At 55.3% G+C, this 16,360-nt stretch carries 12 protein-coding genes; 10 read left to right on the top strand and 2 right to left on the bottom strand.

Going from position 1 to position 16,360, the window contains the following annotated elements; translation table 11 throughout:
- Positions 1 to 4: 4 nt before the first annotated feature.
- From ACC569_RS04470 to ACC569_RS04445, 6 genes are all read left to right on the top strand, one after another.
- Complete coding sequence (locus ACC569_RS04470; protein ID WP_372522294.1) at positions 5 to 2,053, top strand: chemotaxis protein CheA; 2,049 nt, start codon at positions 5 to 7, stop codon at positions 2,051 to 2,053.
- Between the two features lie 9 nt (positions 2,054 to 2,062).
- Entirely contained in the window at positions 2,063 to 2,572 is a 510-nt protein-coding gene (locus ACC569_RS04465; protein WP_372522293.1) for a chemotaxis protein CheW, read from the top strand.
- A 43-nt stretch (positions 2,573 to 2,615) separates the two neighbouring features.
- Positions 2,616 to 4,028, top strand: coding sequence for a methyl-accepting chemotaxis protein (locus tag ACC569_RS04460; RefSeq protein ID WP_372522292.1), 1,413 nt, complete (start codon positions 2,616 to 2,618; stop codon positions 4,026 to 4,028).
- A 286-nt stretch (positions 4,029 to 4,314) separates the two neighbouring features.
- Positions 4,315 to 5,211, top strand: coding sequence for a protein-glutamate O-methyltransferase CheR (locus ACC569_RS04455; RefSeq protein WP_372522291.1), 897 nt, complete (start codon positions 4,315 to 4,317; stop codon positions 5,209 to 5,211).
- A complete protein-coding gene (locus tag ACC569_RS04450; protein ID WP_372522290.1) occupies positions 5,208 to 5,813 on the top strand; it encodes a chemotaxis protein CheD in 606 nt (201 codons plus the stop codon). The genes ACC569_RS04455 and ACC569_RS04450 overlap by 4 nt, the downstream gene beginning before the upstream one ends.
- A gap of 36 nt (positions 5,814 to 5,849) precedes the next feature.
- Positions 5,850 to 6,941: a chemotaxis response regulator protein-glutamate methylesterase gene (locus ACC569_RS04445; protein ID WP_372522289.1), complete on the top strand. Its 1,092-nt coding sequence runs from the start codon at positions 5,850 to 5,852 to the stop codon at positions 6,939 to 6,941.
- Positions 6,942 to 7,228: 287 nt separating this feature from the next.
- Here the strand turns inward: ACC569_RS04445 and ACC569_RS04440 are convergent, their stop codons facing one another.
- Positions 7,229 to 8,629 carry an OmpP1/FadL family transporter gene (locus tag ACC569_RS04440; RefSeq protein WP_372522288.1) on the bottom strand — a complete coding sequence of 467 codons (1,401 nt, stop codon included), beginning with the start codon at positions 8,627 to 8,629 and terminating at the stop codon, positions 7,229 to 7,231.
- A 721-nt stretch (positions 8,630 to 9,350) separates the two neighbouring features.
- On the opposite strand from ACC569_RS04440, the gene ACC569_RS04435 reads away from it, so the two are divergent.
- The 4 genes from ACC569_RS04435 to ACC569_RS04420 all read left to right on the top strand — a co-directional run bounded on the left by ACC569_RS04435 (position 9,351) and on the right by ACC569_RS04420 (position 13,690).
- Positions 9,351 to 10,892 (top strand): radical SAM protein, encoded by a 1,542-nt coding sequence (locus ACC569_RS04435; RefSeq protein ID WP_372522287.1) that lies wholly within the window; start codon positions 9,351 to 9,353, stop codon positions 10,890 to 10,892.
- Between the two features lie 52 nt (positions 10,893 to 10,944).
- Entirely contained in the window at positions 10,945 to 11,199 is a 255-nt protein-coding gene (locus ACC569_RS04430; protein WP_372522286.1) for an acyl carrier protein, read from the top strand.
- Entirely contained in the window at positions 11,196 to 12,560 is a 1,365-nt protein-coding gene (locus ACC569_RS04425) for a beta-ketoacyl synthase (protein ID WP_372522285.1), read from the top strand. The genes ACC569_RS04430 and ACC569_RS04425 overlap by 4 nt, the downstream gene beginning before the upstream one ends.
- A gap of 236 nt (positions 12,561 to 12,796) precedes the next feature.
- Positions 12,797 to 13,690, top strand: coding sequence for a crotonase/enoyl-CoA hydratase family protein (locus ACC569_RS04420; RefSeq protein WP_372522284.1), 894 nt, complete (start codon positions 12,797 to 12,799; stop codon positions 13,688 to 13,690).
- A 37-nt stretch (positions 13,691 to 13,727) separates the two neighbouring features.
- Here the strand turns inward: ACC569_RS04420 and ACC569_RS04415 are convergent, their stop codons facing one another.
- Complete coding sequence (locus tag ACC569_RS04415; protein WP_372522283.1) at positions 13,728 to 16,301, bottom strand: ATP-binding protein; 2,574 nt, start codon at positions 16,299 to 16,301, stop codon at positions 13,728 to 13,730.
- Between the last annotated feature and the right edge of the window lie 59 nt (positions 16,302 to 16,360).

The following is a 16,360-nucleotide window of genomic DNA, read 5'->3' as shown; positions in this document are numbered from 1 at the left end:
AGCCATGGCCATCGATATGCGCCAATTTCACCAGACGTTCTTCGAGGAGAGTTTCGAAGGGCTGACCGTCATGGAAGCCGAGCTGTTGCGCCTGGAAAGAACGGCGTGTGCAAACGGTCAGGATGCCGTGAGCGCAGATCCTGAAATTCTCAATACCATTTTTCGCTCCGCCCATTCCATCAAGGGCGGCAGCAGTACCTTTGGATTCGGCGATGTCGCAGCTTTTGCGCATGTACTCGAATCGCGGCTCGATGCCCTGCGCGATGGCCGCTCTCTGCCAGACCGGCGGGTGGTGGGCCTGTTACTGTTGGCCGTGGATTGTCTGCGCAGCCTGATCATTGCGGCCAAGACAGGAAAGGGGGCCGACCAGAATGCCATCGAAGCGGTGCGCGTGCAGCTCGAAAAGCTGGGAAACGAGAGCACTGCCTTGCCAGTAACGGGAAAAACCCCGACACAGTCCGAGGTGTCAACGACAACTCATTGGCGCATTCTGTTTCGGCCGGATCCGCGAATATTTCACACGGGCAACGATCCGTTGCGTATTTTTCGCGAGCTTGCCGGCCTGGGAAAACTGAAAACAACCGCTGACGTTTCAGGCTTGCCGTCCTGGGAACAATTGAATCCTGAAGAGTGTTATCTCTCCTGGAACGTCGAACTTGTCGGATCCACCGCGCGTGAGGCGATTGCCGATGTATTCAGTTGGGTGCAGGACGATTGCCATCTGGAAATCACACCTATAACGATGCCGGTACCGACGCTGTCGCAGCGCACCGTCGCCGAGGCGGTTGCCTCCATAGATACTCATACCAACACTCTCCGTGTAAGCGTACCCAAAGTCGACACGCTCATTAACACCGTGGGTGAACTGGTGATCACACAAACCATGCTGAGTCAGCTGACGGCCAACTTCTCCTTCGACAATCTCTCCAAGCTTTTTGCCGGTCTCGAGCAGCTGGAACGCAACACCCGCGAGCTGCAGGAAAGCGTCATGCGTATCCGGATGCTGCCATTGAGTTTCGCATTCAACCGCTTACCGCGTCTCGTGCATGACATGAGTCAGAAGCTCGAAAAAAAGGTCGATCTCATCATCAGCGGTGAACAGACGGAGATTGACAAAACCGTGATCGATCGCCTGATCGATCCGCTATTGCACCTGGTGCGCAACAGCCTGGACCACGGCATCGAACCACCGGTGGAGCGTGTTGCCGCCGGCAAGCCTCAAACCGGAACCATCGAGATTAAGGCCTTCCAAAAAGGTGGCAACGTCATCATTGAAATACGTGATGACGGCCGCGGCTTGCAGCACGACAGGATTTTTAACAAGGCCGTTGAACAGGGTCTGATTCCGGCCGATGCGAAACTTTCGCAGGATGAAATCTCCGAGCTGATTTTTCATCCCGGCTTTTCGACGGCAGTAACCGTCAGCGACATCTCCGGCCGTGGCGTCGGCATGGATGTCGTGCGCAATAATATCCATAGCTTGGGTGGCAATGTGCAAATCGTCTCCCAGGCCGGGCAGGGAACCTGTTTCATCGTGCGTCTGCCGCTAACGCTGGCCATCCTCGATGGCCTGAGTCTGCAAGTCGGGACACATACCTACATCCTGCCTCTCGTGAGCATCGTTGAATCGGTGCGCATACGTCCGGACCAAGTCAGCCGCCCTGCGGGTGGTTGTGAGTTATACGGGCTACGCAAGGAATACCTGCCGTTGCTGCGCCTGAGCGACCTGTTCCGTGTCGTCCCGCGCTCGACCGATCTCACCCACGGGCTGCTGGTGATCGTCGAGGCCGACGGCAAGAAGGCGGGCTTGTACGTGGACGACCTGCTGGGTCAACAGCAGGTCGTCATCAAAAGCCTGGAGGCTCACTATCGCAAGGTGGATGGCATTTCCGCGGCCACGATACTGGGCGACGGCACCGTCGCCATGATTCTGGATGTCACCGGGCTGATACGCATGGCGCATGCGGGCGCCACCCGGCCGGCACCGGCACTTCATGACCACATACAGGATGCAGGCACAAACACCGGGACCATGGCACCGACTATAAACTGAGGTATGAATATGGAAACAGCGCGCGTTTTACAAGAGAAAACCTTGCAGGCTAATGAGGAACAATTCCTGACCTTTCGTCTCGATGGGCAGGAATACGGTATCGCCATCCTCAAGGTCCAGGAGATCAAGGGCTGGGACAAGATGACACCGATACCCAACAGCCCGCCCTACGTAAAAGGCGTATTGAACCTGCGTGGCGTGATCGTTCCCGTGTTCGACCTGCGCCTGCGGTTCGGCCTGCCGGAGACGGCGCGCGATGCCTTTACCGTGATCATTGTCGTGAACATCGGCGGACGCCTGGCCGGTATCGTGGTGGACGCTGTCAGCGATGTCATCAATGTCGGTCTGGAGCAGCAATGCGCCACGCCGGAATACGAAGGTCAGCAGAACCGTGAGTTCATCAAGGGACTCGCCCAGGTGGAAGACAAGTTGCTCATCCTGCTGGACATCGACCGGATGGTGAGTCCGGAAGCGATGGAAACGACCGAGGCCGCGGCATCTGTCGCGGCCGCCCAGTAAATACCGCGAAACAACGCACAATAGGAAAAAATAGGAGTCAGTCATGGAAATGTACTATGCCAAAGGCATCAACTTGCGGATCAAGATGATCGCGGCCGCGATCCTCATGACGTTAATGGTGCTGGGTGGCGGGATACTCGGCTTGCGCAGCCTCGACCAGGTCATGGGCTCTCTCGAAGAAATGCAATCGACCGTCAAGGATAATCCGGTGCTGGCCAAAACCATTGGGCCGCAGTACGAGAAAGCACAGGCGGTCTACCAGAAGTATCGTCTGATCACGATCGGCGGCTTTGTGACGGCGCTGATCATGTCGGTTGGAATCGCTATCTATTTCATACGCACCGTTTCCGAACCGCTGAACCGCCTTGTCGGTGCCATACAGCGTGTCGCTCAGGGCGACCTGACCGTTTCCCTGTTCACCGACCGAAGGGACGAAGTCGGTCAAGCTATCGGCGCACTTAATGTACTGGTGGACGAGTTCCACGAAAGCATGCTGCAGGTCTCGCGTTCCGCCGAATCGGTGGCCAGCGGATCACAGGAATTGAGCTCGGCGGCGGAACAACTTTCCTCCTCCGCTCAGGAACAGGCCAGCTCGCTCGAAGAGACCGCTGCTTCGATGGAAGAGATGACCAGTACCGTGAAGCAGAATGCCGACAACGCGCTGCGCGCCGACAAGGTGGCGCTCGATGCTCGCGAAGCGGCAAATGAGGGCGTGGTGATGTCGTCCTCGGTCAAGCGGTCCATGGAAGCGATTAACACCAGTGGCACCAAGATTGCGGACATCATCAGCGTTATTGACGAGATTGCCTTTCAGACCAACCTGCTGGCGCTCAATGCCGCGGTCGAGGCAGCGCGCGCCGGCGAACAGGGACGCGGGTTCGCCGTGGTCGCTGCTGAGGTACGCAACCTCGCCCAGCGTAGCGCTTCGGCGGCCAAAGAAATCAAGACATTGATTCAGGACAGTGTGGAAAAAGTCCAGGATGGTACGCAACTTGTCAGATCATCGAGCAAGACGCTCGAAAGCATTGTCGAAAGCGTAAAAAACACGGCCGAGATCATCGCCGAAATCAGCGCCTCCAGCCAGGAACAGGCTTCCGGCATCGAGCAGGTCAACCGCGCCATCATGCAGATGGACGGTGTCACGCAATCCAACGCCGCACAGGTCGAAGAACTCTCCGGCACCAGTCAGTCGCTGGCGGCACAGGCGGAACAGATGATGGGCATGGTCTCGCATTTCACGTTGAAGGCCGAAGCGGTAAAACACTTCACCTCCAGCGTGGGTGTGGGCGAAAAGATGAAGACAGCCGCTTCGGATCACAAGCCAAGTGGATCATCCGCAATGCCGGAATCGGTCTCACCCAGAAAATCAGCCAAAGCCCAGAACGTGCAGTACCTCAAACCACGGGCCGTCGCCCAAAAAACCGGCTCAGGAGGAGGCGACTGGACGGAATTCTAGGCTGACCCTGGTTTTCAAAAAATCCGGGGTGCAGCGATAAACCCGTCGTGTCCCGAACAACATCAACAGTGGCGCAGGATTATTGAGTCGGCATGAATCAACCCGAACATTTGAATCGGTCTATTTGCGCCTCGGCCCTGGATCGAGACCGTCTTGACGCCTCAATAATCGAAAAATCATTAATAATTTTCGTTATTGATCCGGCACGTCCGTGGTGCCACTTAGGCCGGAAAATACTCAGCGCCAGCTGGTTTCGTTCAAGAATGATCGTGCCGGGTCAATAACCATGGTAACCAGCCACAACGCCTCGAATAGCATCAGATCCTTACTGGTTGACAGCCGGCTGACCATCACGGATGAGGAGTTCCGGCGGTTGCGCGAGTTTATTCACGCGCATAGCGGTATTGCGCTTTCCGGGCACAAGCGCGCGCTCGTGTGTTCACGCCTCGCCAAGCGATTGCGTCATCACGATCTGCAACATTATTCTGACTACTACAGGCTTCTGACGGAAAACGATCCGGACGGGCTGGAACTGGTGGCGATGATCAACTCCATCACCACCAACAAGACCGATTTTTTCCGTGAACCGCATCACTTCCGTTTTTTGGCCGAAGAGGTTTTTCCAGCGTACCGTAATAACCCGAACCGGGAACGGCCGATACGCCTGTGGAGCGCCGCCGCATCGACCGGAGAAGAGGCCTATTCGCTCGCCATGACCGCCCTGGAAGCGATGCCATCCTTCAACGAGCGGGATATCCGCATTCTTGCGACCGACATCGATACCGATGTCCTGTCACACGCCGAGAACGGCGTTTATACACACGAACACGCCAAACAGATTCCCGAGGCGTTATTGCGCCGCTACTTTCTAAACGGGCAGGGCGCCCATGAGGGCGAGATTCTCGCCAAACCCGTCCTGAAATCGCTGATCCGCTTTCGTCGTCTCAACCTGCAGGACGATCCTTGGCCCATGCAGGCGCTGTTCGACGTAGTCCTGTGCCGCAATGTGCTGATCTACTTCGACAAGCCGACGCAACTGAAACTTTTCCAGCGCATGGCCGGTGTGCTCAAAAAAGGCGGTTATCTGATGCTTGGTCATTCGGAGGCCATCTATGGACTGGTCGATTATTTCAAGCCGGTGGGCCACAGCATCTACCAGTGTCGCGGGAAGATCACTTCATGAAACCGGTGCAACCCCATCGCGTCAACGGAAGCCGCCTCCCACAGGATCTCGACGAAGATCTCGCGCGCATCACCATCAACATCGGCGGCCTGCACGCCAGTTGTAAGCCGCTGTTACTGGACACGGTGTTGGGTTCCTGCATCGCCGCCTGTCTGTACGACCCGGTATCGGGGATCGGCGGCATGAACCATTTCATGTTGCCGGAGGGCGCCGATCCGGAGAATCCGACGAGCACGCGCTATGGCGTTAACGCCATGGAACTGCTGATCAGTCATTTGATGAAGCTCGGCGGCGAGCGCCGCCGCTTTCAGGCCAAGGTTTTCGGCGGCGGACACGTGCTCAAGATTCGCGAGAGTCTCGACGGCGTTCCGCAGCGCAATATCGATTTTGCAAGACGGTTTCTGGAAACGGAACAGATTCCTGTTGTTAAGGAAGACGTGGGTGGCTATCAGCCGCGGCGCGTGCTGTTCCACACGCACACGGGAAAGGTATTCCTCAAATATCTTGGCAACAACGAGGCAGAACGCACCGCCGAGGAAGAAATGGTCTACCTGATCAGCCTGAAGAAACAGAAGCTCGATGGCGATATCACTCTCTTCTGACACGAACACAATCACGGATGCCAGACTGGCGATGCCATGAACGAAATAAAAAAGAAAATAAAGACCCTCATCATCGATGACTCCGCGGTCATGCGTCAGATGCTGACGACCATCCTGCACGAGGATCCGGATATCCATGTCGTGGGTACGGCCGCCAACCCTCTCATTGCGCGCGAAAAGATCAAGGCGCTCAAGCCGGATGTGCTGACTCTCGACGTGGAGATGCCCGGCATGGACGGCATTACGTTCCTCGAAAAACTGATGCGCTTGCATCCATTGCCCGTGGTCATGGTGTCATCGCACACGGAAAAGGGTGCCGCCGCCACGCTGCGCGCGCTCGATCTGGGCGCCGTGGATTTCGTCGCCAAACCGCAAGGAGGCGTGCGTGAAGGCATGACCCATGAACTCATGGATGAAATCCGCGCTAAAGTCAGGGCCGCCGCTGGCGCCCACGTGCGCGCCGCGCCGCCTACGGGACGTTCCGTTGCGTCTCCGCTTCAACAACCTGCGGTAACTTTGCCGTTTTCCCGCGAGGGCATAATCGTTATCGGCGCCTCGGCCGGGGGGACACAGGCGATCGCCGAAATCATGGCGAGACTGCCACGCCCCACACCCGGCATCGCCATCGTGCAACACATGCCGCCGAAATTCACGGCATCGTTTGCGGAACGGCTCGACAATCAATGCGAACTCGAGGTCCGCGAGGCCAGAAGTGGCGATCGGCTGAAGCCGGGCGTGGCGCTGGTCGCCCCGGGCGGCTATCACATGGCGATCATGCGGGCAGGTGGCGGTTATGCCGTCAGGGTTTACGAGGACGAACCCGTCAACCGGCACCGGCCGTCTGTCGATGTGCTTTTCAATTCCGCGGCGCGCATCGCCGGGGCCGATGCCCTGGGCATAATTCTCACGGGCATGGGCAGTGACGGCGCGCGCGGCTTGCAAGCGATGAAAATGGCTGGCGCGCATACCATCGCCCAGGATGAAAAAAGCTGTGTGGTTTTCGGAATGCCGGAACAGGCAATCCGCCAGGGCGCTGTTTGTGAAGTCGTGTCGCTCGAACGCATTGCCGAACGTATTCTCGAATGGGCAAATCCGGAAGAACTGCCGCAGAAATGGTCCTCGACTTGAGGAGTATGCTCAATATTTTATCTGGCGATCGATCGCGAGGCTCACTTTTATCTCGGGCAATGGTATTTATTCAAAGGGAAGAAGGAACGCACCTGCGCCTTGCTTCAGGACGCAGAAAATCAATGTCCTAAGACATTCATCGAGTACACGGGTGCGGTCATCGAATTAAAGCGGATAAAGTAGGTAGTCGGTAACCATCCGAACGCTATGTGATATCCCGAACGGTTACAAAAAAACGGGGTGATCAACGGTTGATCACCCCGAGTCCTTCATTACCCGCTCAAGATTCAGAACATGTAGTTGACCTGCGCGCTGAGAAGATCGATGTTGTTCTTGTAGGTGCCCTGGAGGTTCTGGGCCACGGACGCCTCCGTGGTGCTGTTGATGTGGGAGTCTTTGAGAAACAGATGGGAGTATCCCACGTCGAATGACAGCTGACTGCTGGCCGCGTAGGTCATCCCGAGTGCGATCCAAGTACGGTTGTTGTCAGGGAGGCGTACCGTGCGATGCTCGTCGTCCGGCACCGGGGTCTGGTCGTAGGCCACGCCACCGCGCAACTTCATGCGGTCGTCTAGTTTGTACGTCAGGCCCGCCGAATAGCGCAACGTATTTCTCCAGCTCTCGGTGGTTACCGAATCGGGCTGTGCCGGGTTGCCGTACTTCACGCGCAGCTCCTTAAACTTGTTCCACTGGGTCCAGGTGATGTCGCCCATGAGTTCGAGCTGCGTGTTGAGCGCGTGCGCCGCGCTCACCGAGAGGGTCGCCGGAAGATTGATGTCGGCGCTGTCGGAGGTATTAGTGAATAAGGTGGAACCAGCGCCCGTCAGGAAGGCATTGAACGCTGCCGAGCGGGTGAAAGTGGCGTCACCCTCGATGCTCTGCTTGACCGACGAGCGATAGGCGACACCGATGCGTGCGCCGTCCACGGGCTTGTACAGCAGGCCGAGATTGAAGCCGTAGCCCCAGTCGTCGCCCTTGATCTTGGCATAACTGTCGGTTGCGTTATTGCCGGGAGTCAGGCCGGCTGGCGCGCAGCTTACCGCTGGATTGCCGCCAAGCTGAAGCACCCGCGCATAGCAGATCGCGCCGGAATCTATCGCCGAGGTCAGCTCGGCGCTGATGTGTTGCGCGCTGATGCCGCCGCCGAGTGACAACCGATCGTTGAGTTTGAAGGCGAGCACGGGATTGATGTTGATCGTTTCCACGGAGGATTTGATACCGTGATAGCGGCCAATCCAGTCATTGCTGTAGTCGGTGGAAAGCCCGAACGGTACGCTGATGCTGAGGCCGAACTTGGTCTGAGGGTTGATGTCGCTCACGAAGTAGAGATTGGGCACGATTGCATTCACGCCGCCATCCTCGGCCGCGCCGGGGGTGGTGTAGGGTATGTTGCCCAGGGTCGTCTCCCTGGCGTTGGCGTCGGTAAGCTTGGCACTGGGCATAACGCTGTGGGCGGCGACCGAGAACTGCGTGCCTTTCAACTCGGTTATGGCCGCGGGGTTGAAAAACTGGACGCTGGCGTCGTCGACGGCGGCCGCCCCGCCGGCGAAGGCGTTGCCCATACCGCTGCCGCTCTGTTCGATCAGCGCAAAACCCGCCGCCGCCGCGGTGCCCGAGAATCCGCCCAATACCAAGATGACGGCGAGCAGTAGTATCTTGTACGGGAACATATTGTGATTCTGATTCATTTATAAGTCCTCCGGATGATTGATATCAACCTTTACTTCTTATAGCAAATCCGCAATGGTTCTGCTCGTGGGTGCTGCTGACCGCAGCGGGAAGGCAGGTGGCTACGCCGGCCGCGGAGATACACCACGGATCCGAGCGCCCGGCAGGTGATATTTTAAATGTGTATCCATGTCCTGCTCCCCCGGCATCCACCGTGTTCTAGCAGCACGCGGTCATTTAGGGCAGACTGAAGCAGGTGAAACGGGAGGAGGGCAAATATAAACAAATTCTCCTCCTCACCACCCCATGGGATGGGACATAAAATTATGAGATCGATCTGCTGCTACTTGGTAAAGCCATAGCAGGAGTAATTTCACCATCGTTCGCCACGTCGTGTTCAGTATGCATCTCAACCATTACCCGCCTTAGCCGCCTGTCAGCAAGTAGCCTTCCAGGCAAGGGCTTTCGTGGACAGTATTGCTTGCTGTGAGGCGGTACCTGGCCATATGTGGTGTTTTCACGCGAATTTCATACGCCGAAAACGGTTGATGCATTAATATCACCGGATCGTAGACCTACACGACGTATGGGTAGTGGCGTGCTGATCTTGGTCTTCCGCACAATATGCCCAACAGAAACTTGAGTTGCATCAAAACCTGTCTGTCTGACTTTATGGTAGACTCCAGCCGTTAACGCGTCAGGAAAGACTGCGGCATATAAATGCTTTGATGCAGGAGCATCGTGACTCAGCTTCGGGTAGTTCTTATCAAACCGAGCAAATACGGAATCGACGGCTCGGTGGAGCGTTTTAAAAAGGGATACATGCCCAATGCCACCTTGTGGCATATCGCCAGCTTGACACCCGAGCGAATTGGCGATGTCCCTGTCACCGTCCACACAGTGGACGAATACGTGTGGCAGGATCTCGACTACCTTCGCTTACTACACCATGATCCGGACGTCACCACGCTCGTCGCATTGGTTGGCGTTCAATCTCACCAGTTTCACCGGGCGCTGGATCTAACTGCCTACGCTCGCCATCATGGCGTGCGCCATTGCATCATCGGCGGGCCGCACCCCATGACCTGCGATACCTCTTCGCTCCAGGGTCGGGGCGTGAGCTTCGCTCTGGCCGAGGCGGAACTGATCTGGGATCAGATCCTGAACGACGCCCTAAGTGGAGAATTGCAGCCCGTTTACGGTGCAGGCCAACGCTGGGCAGATCAGTTGCCGGGGGTTGTAATCAACCCACCGAGTCCAGCTGATCTGGCGCGGTATGGAGCACCTGTACTGGGTCTTTATCCGGTACGAGGATGTCCTTACAAATGTAGTTTTTGTTCCGTCATCAAGATTTCCAGCCAGCAGGTGCGCAGTCCGGACCTAGAGAGCACGATGGAGAGCTTACGGCGGGCAAAGCGTGGCGGCATCAAGATCATCAAATTTGTGTCGGACAACTTTAACAAGTTTCCCCAGGTTCGCGATCTGCTGCAGGCCATGATCGATGAACATTTAGATTTGCCGTTCTATTGTCAATGCGACTCTCAAATCTCGAAGGATCCTGAACTCGTCGAGCTCCTCGGCCGCGCTCGTTGTTATGAGATGTTCGTAGGTGTTGAATCCTTCAACCGCAAAACACTCAAGGCAGCAGGAAAACATCACAATCATCCGGAACAGTACGCTGAGATCATCCGGCTGTGCAACGAGGCAGGGATCCGCCCTCATTTCTCAAACATTATCGGGTTTCCAGAAGATAATGAGGAGGAGATCCGGCATCATCTCGAGGTATTGAAGACACTGCGCCCGCGGATAGCATCGTTTTACATCCTCACTCCGATTCCCGGCACAGAGCAATACGACGACTTTCGCGCGGCCGGTCTGATCACAGAGCGTAATCTCGATCGGTTTGACGGGAGTTGCTATACATGGCTGCACCCGAATCTGCCTCGCGCACAACTCGAAGATCTGCTGTATCACAGCTACGTTAATTATTACGGTTTCCTGCTCAAAAACGGCGGACTGCCGGACGATGACCTGCGTTTCGCCTTGTTTTGCCGGTACACCGCGGGTCTACGAAGACATCCCATGGCCGGGGGCTTCGACAGGATCCGGGTTGACACATTAGCCGACTACTCTTCCCTGCGCCGGTCAACCTATGACATCGATCTTGCGCCACTGCCGGACAGCCTTCTACTCTCCGCTCAAGATGAGGCCTTCAACCGCCGCGCAGATTGGCGTGTCGTACGCCACAAAGAACCTGTGTCATTAACTGATTGTCCGGGCTAGCGCTTGAGCAACTTCGACATAAATGTATTTCCAATCCCAGGTGTAAATATCCATGGATGCCAATGTACAGCAGCGTGTGCTTAAAGTTATTTCCGAGGTTTTGAATCGAAAGGAAAATGAGATTCAGCTGGATGTCTCTCTCCGTAATGAGCTTCAGCTGGACTCCCTGGCACAAATGACGCTTTTTATCGCGCTGGAGGATGAGTTTCAGCACTCGATCCCTCCGGAAGAAGCGGAAGGGCTTGTGACAGTCAAAGACATCGTGGAATTCATACAAAGGAAGACGCAAGTACCTTCCCTGGTATGAGCCGGCGTGTAGTAATCACGGGCGCCGGTGTAATAAGTCCTATCGGCATTGGCGTGGACGAGTTTTGGCGCCATTGTCTCCAGGGTAAGGCGTCGGTCGCGCCCATCCCTGAGCATTGGCAGCGCTACGCCGAATCGCACTCCCGGATCTGGTCGCCTCTGCCCGATATCGATTCTGAGCTCCTGGGTGTTGCACGAACCGAACGACTGCAGCTCGATCCGGTCGCCGTGCTCGCCCTCGGGGCCGCCCGCCAGGCGATCGAAGGCGCCGGGTTCGTTCTCAAACCAGCCGAAGGACGTACACGCGCATTCATCATGTCCGGAGCGGACAATGCACGAACCGGCGTCTATTTCGGCACCGGTCTAGGCGGGGCAATCACTTTCCTCCAGAACCATACCTATCATCTGCTGAAGGGTCCGCGAGCCGCGCTGATGTCCTACGCCGAGGAACAGGGATCATTCAGCAGTCGCGAGTCACTGGATAACATCCTGGGGTTGATGGCTCATGGAAAACGCTTCAACCCCTTTGAAGTTTCCATGGTGATGCCGAATGCCCCGGCGGCGGCGGTGGGAATCAAGTTCACGCTCACGGGTCCGAATGTAACTTATTGCCTTGCCTGCGCCTCAAGCACCGTTGCCGTCGGTAATGCCTATCGCGCTGTGCGCGATGGTTATGTCGATGTTGCCATCAGCGGAGGTTGCGAATACTTTGGCGATGAACACGGCCATATCTTTCGCAGTTTTGATGTGTCAGGAACGCTGGCGCGAGACTGCGCGGACCCCGATACAGCGAACCGGCCTTTTGATGAGAAACGCTCGGGTTTTTTGTTCAGTCAGGGTGGGGCAGCGGTGCTCGTGCTCGAAGAACTCGAACATGCTCAACACCGGGGCGCGGCAATCATGGCGGAGCTGATTGGCTTTGCCGAAACTTTCGATGCCCATTCCATGATGAGCCTGGCGCCTGGCGGCGAGCAGATCGAGCGCATGATCCGCGCCGCACTCGCTGATGCCAATCAATTGCCTCGCGACGTCGACTACGTCAATGCCCACGGCACGGGCACCAAGAACAACGATCAGACTGAAGTGGATGTAATTAATCGCGTATTCGGTAAGTCAGTGCGGGTCAATTCGACCAAGTCGCTGCTCGGGCACACGATAGGAGCAAGTGGCGCCATTGAGGCCTTAGTCACGGCGCTCTCTTTGCGCGACGGGATGACGCATATTTGCAAAAACCTCGATACACCAATCCTCGACCTTAACTTTGTGCGTAGCGTCGAACGCTTCGACCCGCGCGTCGGGCTGTCGCAGTCCTTTGCCTTCGGCGGACATAACGCGGCCCTGGTGATGCGCCGTTTCGATTAAAGCTTGTGTCGTCTTAGTTTAGTAGTGCCTTAGTATTGTAGTAAGGATACGGAGCATTAAACGCGCCAGTGCTACTAAAGTCGACCCTCCGGACCGGGGACATGCGCCGCGTCGCGCAAGGTAAAACCAATATAACTTGTTTTTCTGTTTCCGGCCTAGGATACTAGTTTCTTGGGCGGCGCGCTTATTTGCACTGGATAAGCAAAAAGGGATTGTAGCCGAAAGGGGACGATGAAATGGAAAGCAAGCAACAAGCGCACGCGTACTTCACGCAAGAACATTATCACGAGCTAGACATACGATATGATTCGGAACGACGGGCCGTATGGTGTTACCTGCGACCTACATCCCGCTCCTGCTGCACTCCTGAACTCCTCGCCGAACTAGAACATTTCCATCGCGCCATCGAGCATCGCACAAAACTCGATGCCGAGACTGGCAAACGGGACGGGGTATGCTTTCTTGTGGTTGCCTCGCGTATTCCGCGCGTGTTCAATCTTGGTGGTGACCTCTCGTTGTTTCTGAAGCTGATCCGTGCCGGCGAACGAGAAGGGCTATTTCGTTACGCTAAGTCCTGCATCGATTTGCTGCACGTGACCTATCATCTGCCGATTACGACAATATCGCTGGTCCAGGGAGATGCATTCGGAGGGGGCTTCGAGGCAGCGCTCACAAGCCGGGTAATCATTGCCGAACGACGGGCGCAGATGGGGCTGCCTGAAATTCTGTTCAATCTTTTCCCTGGAATGGGCGCTTATAGCTTGCTCGCGCGACGGCTCGACCCAGCGCGCGCAGAACGGTTAATCCTCAGCGGGCGCATGTATTCAGCCGAGGAACTCTATGAGATGGGCGTGGTGGACGTACTGGCTGAAAACGATCAGGGGGAAGAAGCGGTTCATGCCTACATGAAAAAATATATGCGTGCGTCCAACGGTTACGACGCCATCCATAGAGTACGGCAAATATATCATCCCATCAGTTACGACGAACTCATGCGTATAGTCACGATTTGGGTTGACGCCGCGTTACAACTCAACGAACGAGACTTACGCGTCATGGAACGGATAGCACGCGCCCAGGAGAAATTTACAGTTATTCGTCCAACGGCGGTGGTGAAACAACTCGCCTGAGAAGGTACGGTGATTCTTCGTACATTGTGCCACTTTCTTAGCTAGCCGCGCGCCTATCCAAATAGGCTAATAGCTCGTAACGTGCAGATTCATACTGCGTAACCAACTCGTGCATAAGTGAAGACGCCTTGCTGCGAAGCGCCTCGTCCGGCATCCCGTACATGCTTGCGCAGATATCGTAGAGTGCCTGGGCACCAACGCTGCCGGCGCTACCCTTCATCGCATGTACAAAGTCCTTAAAATCACCGTATTTTTTCCCCCTCAAGGCTGTCTCCATGTCACCCAATAGCCGTTCTGTATCCTGCAGGAAGCCATGGATTAGTTCGGGTATAAACGCGGAACGCTTTCCCATGATCTCGAGGCTGGCAAGCGTGGCGTCATTCAGAATGTGACTGGATGGCGGTGTGACGGCTGGCATGACAGAGGTTCGCGCTGACACCTTGTCTGTGGAACTGCCGGCTGCCCCCTTTGGGGCAAGGAGATCGATCTGATCGAGCAATTTCGCGGGGTCAATAGGTTTCGTCAGATAGGCATCAACGCCAGCCTCGCGGCACTCGTTCATTGCCTCGGTGGTAGCATTCGCCGTCAGAACCAGAAAACGAACAGGGGAATCCTTCGGACAGGTGAATCGATAGATTTTCACCACCTCAAGGCCACTCACTACCGGCATTTGCATATCGAGTATTACGAGGTCAAACGATTCCCTCCCCAGGGCGTCCAGCGCCTGTTCCCCGTTTGCCACCAGGGTAGGGCGGTGACCTCCACTCTCGAGGATTTTGCTGATCACCTTTTGGTTAATGGCGTTGTCTTCGGCGACCAGTATCTTGAGACCGGATTGTCTGATCCCCGCATGTCTTTTATAGCGATCATTCAGCCATATTACGCCTTCATTCTCGTAATGCTGCGCCGTAGTGCTGGCATGCAGGGCGTTAAAAAGCAGTCGTTTTTCCACGGGACTTTCCAGGACGTACGAATATCCCGCTGTTAGATAGTCATCAGCAGTCTTGTTATCCTCTTTGGTACGAATGAGCACGAGGGAAAGCTCGAACAGCGAGGATTCCGAGCGCGCCGCCGCGATGAATTGCAGGGCGTACATGTCAAGATGCTCCTGATCCACCAATACCGTGTGGAACGGTCGGTCGTTGTGCGCCGCATTCACCAGCAGCGCAAACGCCTGTGCGGCATTTTCCGCCATGGACAGCTCGACTTCCCATATCTTTAAATAACCGAACACGAGCGAACGGTTAACCGTGCCGGATGAAATCATGAGCACGCGGCTATCCACCAGCTTCTCCGTGTTGGCCAGTATTTGTGCAGCCAGCGCTTGCTTGTCGAAATTTATCTCACACCAGAACGTCGAGCCATCGCCGGGCGTACTGCGCAGTCCTATCCGGCCGTTCATTAATTGTACGAGTTGCTTGGCAATGGTGGTTCCCAGGCCTGTCCCACCGTAACGGCGTGTGGTGGACGCGTCCGCCTGCGTGAAGCTTTCGAATATCCTTGCCTGCGCCTCTTGCGGAATTCCTATTCCTGTATCGATAACTTCAAACCTTATGCTGACACTGGCGGGCTCTTCCTTGAGTAGCTTAACCCGTATTTCTATTTCGCCATGCTCTGTGAATTTTATCGCGTTACCAACAAGATTGATCAGAACCTGGCGTACATGCAGCGGATCGCCGCGTAAGAGGAAGGGAGTTTCAGGCGCAATGTGGACAGAAAAATTAAGACCTTTGGCATGCGCTTGGGGCGCCAACATCATAGCAATGCTGTTGACAAGTCCATGCAGATCGAAATCGGTTGTTTCCAGCGTGACTTTGCCGGCCTCAATCTTAGAAATATCCAGAATATCCTCGATCAGGGTTAATAGCGTCTGCGCCGAGGCATGGATGGTTTGCGCATAGTCTTTCTGTTCCTGCTGGAGAGAGGTTCCCATCAGCAGATGGCTCATGCCGATCACCCCGTTTAGCGGTGTCCGTATCTCGTGACTCATGTTCGCCAGGAACTGGCTTTTCGCTTGGCTCGCTTCCTTGGCGCGTGCAAGTGCCATATGGAGTTGACGCACCAAAGTTGCAACGTATAAAGGAAGCACTATCAGCGCAATCAGTATCCCTGTACCCAGAGTACGATGTGCAGCCCAGTAGTCACTTGCGATTAAAACCGACAGGAAGCCTATGACGCTTATTGTCATGGCGGCATAAAGATATTTTTCGCCATAGCGAAAACCATTTCCAAATGTGACCCAAAGAAATACGACAAAAACTGGCGTCCCTGCTTCTCCACTTAAATACATACAGTATGCTGATGCACACAAGTCAGTCATCATCCCAAGTAAGCGGCGTGCAACAGATTTTTTTAGATTAATAAAAATCCAAAAAATAATTCCAATTGAGAACAATAAAATCAGGATAGATAGCGATAGAACCGGGTACTCACTTTGGGAGATTTCTCCATCAAGGATTGCCGATGTAAAAAAATAGCCGACAATAATCACTGCTATAGCTAGACGTATAAGTGCTTGCTCATGTTCGCTGTCAGGGCGCTGAGAGAGCTTATCGCGCAGTCTGGAAAAAATTGAACTGCGAGATGATGTTGAAGGGATATCGACGCTCATTGGATAATCATTCGTTCCCGGTATTAATTTGCCTGATTACCCACACGAACGAGCGCAAG

Source organism: Sulfuricaulis sp. (assembly GCF_041499725.1).
Classification (GTDB): Bacteria; Pseudomonadota; Gammaproteobacteria; order Acidiferrobacterales; family Sulfurifustaceae; genus Sulfuricaulis.
Note: the sequence above shows the minus strand (reverse complement) of the source record. Positions and strands in the feature narration are given on the sequence as shown.

What these genes read in the sequence shown, in the direction of transcription:
- ACC569_RS04470 (WP_372522294.1), top strand. Translation starts at nt 5, where the DNA reads ATGGCCATCGATATGCGCCAATTTCACCAGACGTTCTTCGAGGAGAGT.
- ACC569_RS04465 (WP_372522293.1), top strand. Translation starts at nt 2,063, where the DNA reads ATGGAAACAGCGCGCGTTTTACAAGAGAAAACCTTGCAGGCTAATGAG.
- ACC569_RS04460 (WP_372522292.1), top strand. Translation starts at nt 2,616, where the DNA reads ATGGAAATGTACTATGCCAAAGGCATCAACTTGCGGATCAAGATGATC.
- ACC569_RS04455 (WP_372522291.1), top strand. Translation starts at nt 4,315, where the DNA reads ATGGTAACCAGCCACAACGCCTCGAATAGCATCAGATCCTTACTGGTT.
- ACC569_RS04450 (WP_372522290.1), top strand. Translation starts at nt 5,208, where the DNA reads ATGAAACCGGTGCAACCCCATCGCGTCAACGGAAGCCGCCTCCCACAG.
- ACC569_RS04445 (WP_372522289.1), top strand. Translation starts at nt 5,850, where the DNA reads ATGAACGAAATAAAAAAGAAAATAAAGACCCTCATCATCGATGACTCC.
- ACC569_RS04440 (WP_372522288.1), bottom strand. Translation starts at nt 8,629, where the DNA reads ATGAATCAGAATCACAATATGTTCCCGTACAAGATACTACTGCTCGCC.
- ACC569_RS04430 (WP_372522286.1), top strand. Translation starts at nt 10,945, where the DNA reads ATGGATGCCAATGTACAGCAGCGTGTGCTTAAAGTTATTTCCGAGGTT.
- ACC569_RS04425 (WP_372522285.1), top strand. Translation starts at nt 11,196, where the DNA reads ATGAGCCGGCGTGTAGTAATCACGGGCGCCGGTGTAATAAGTCCTATC.
- ACC569_RS04420 (WP_372522284.1), top strand. Translation starts at nt 12,797, where the DNA reads ATGGAAAGCAAGCAACAAGCGCACGCGTACTTCACGCAAGAACATTAT.
- ACC569_RS04415 (WP_372522283.1), bottom strand. Translation starts at nt 16,301, where the DNA reads ATGAGCGTCGATATCCCTTCAACATCATCTCGCAGTTCAATTTTTTCC.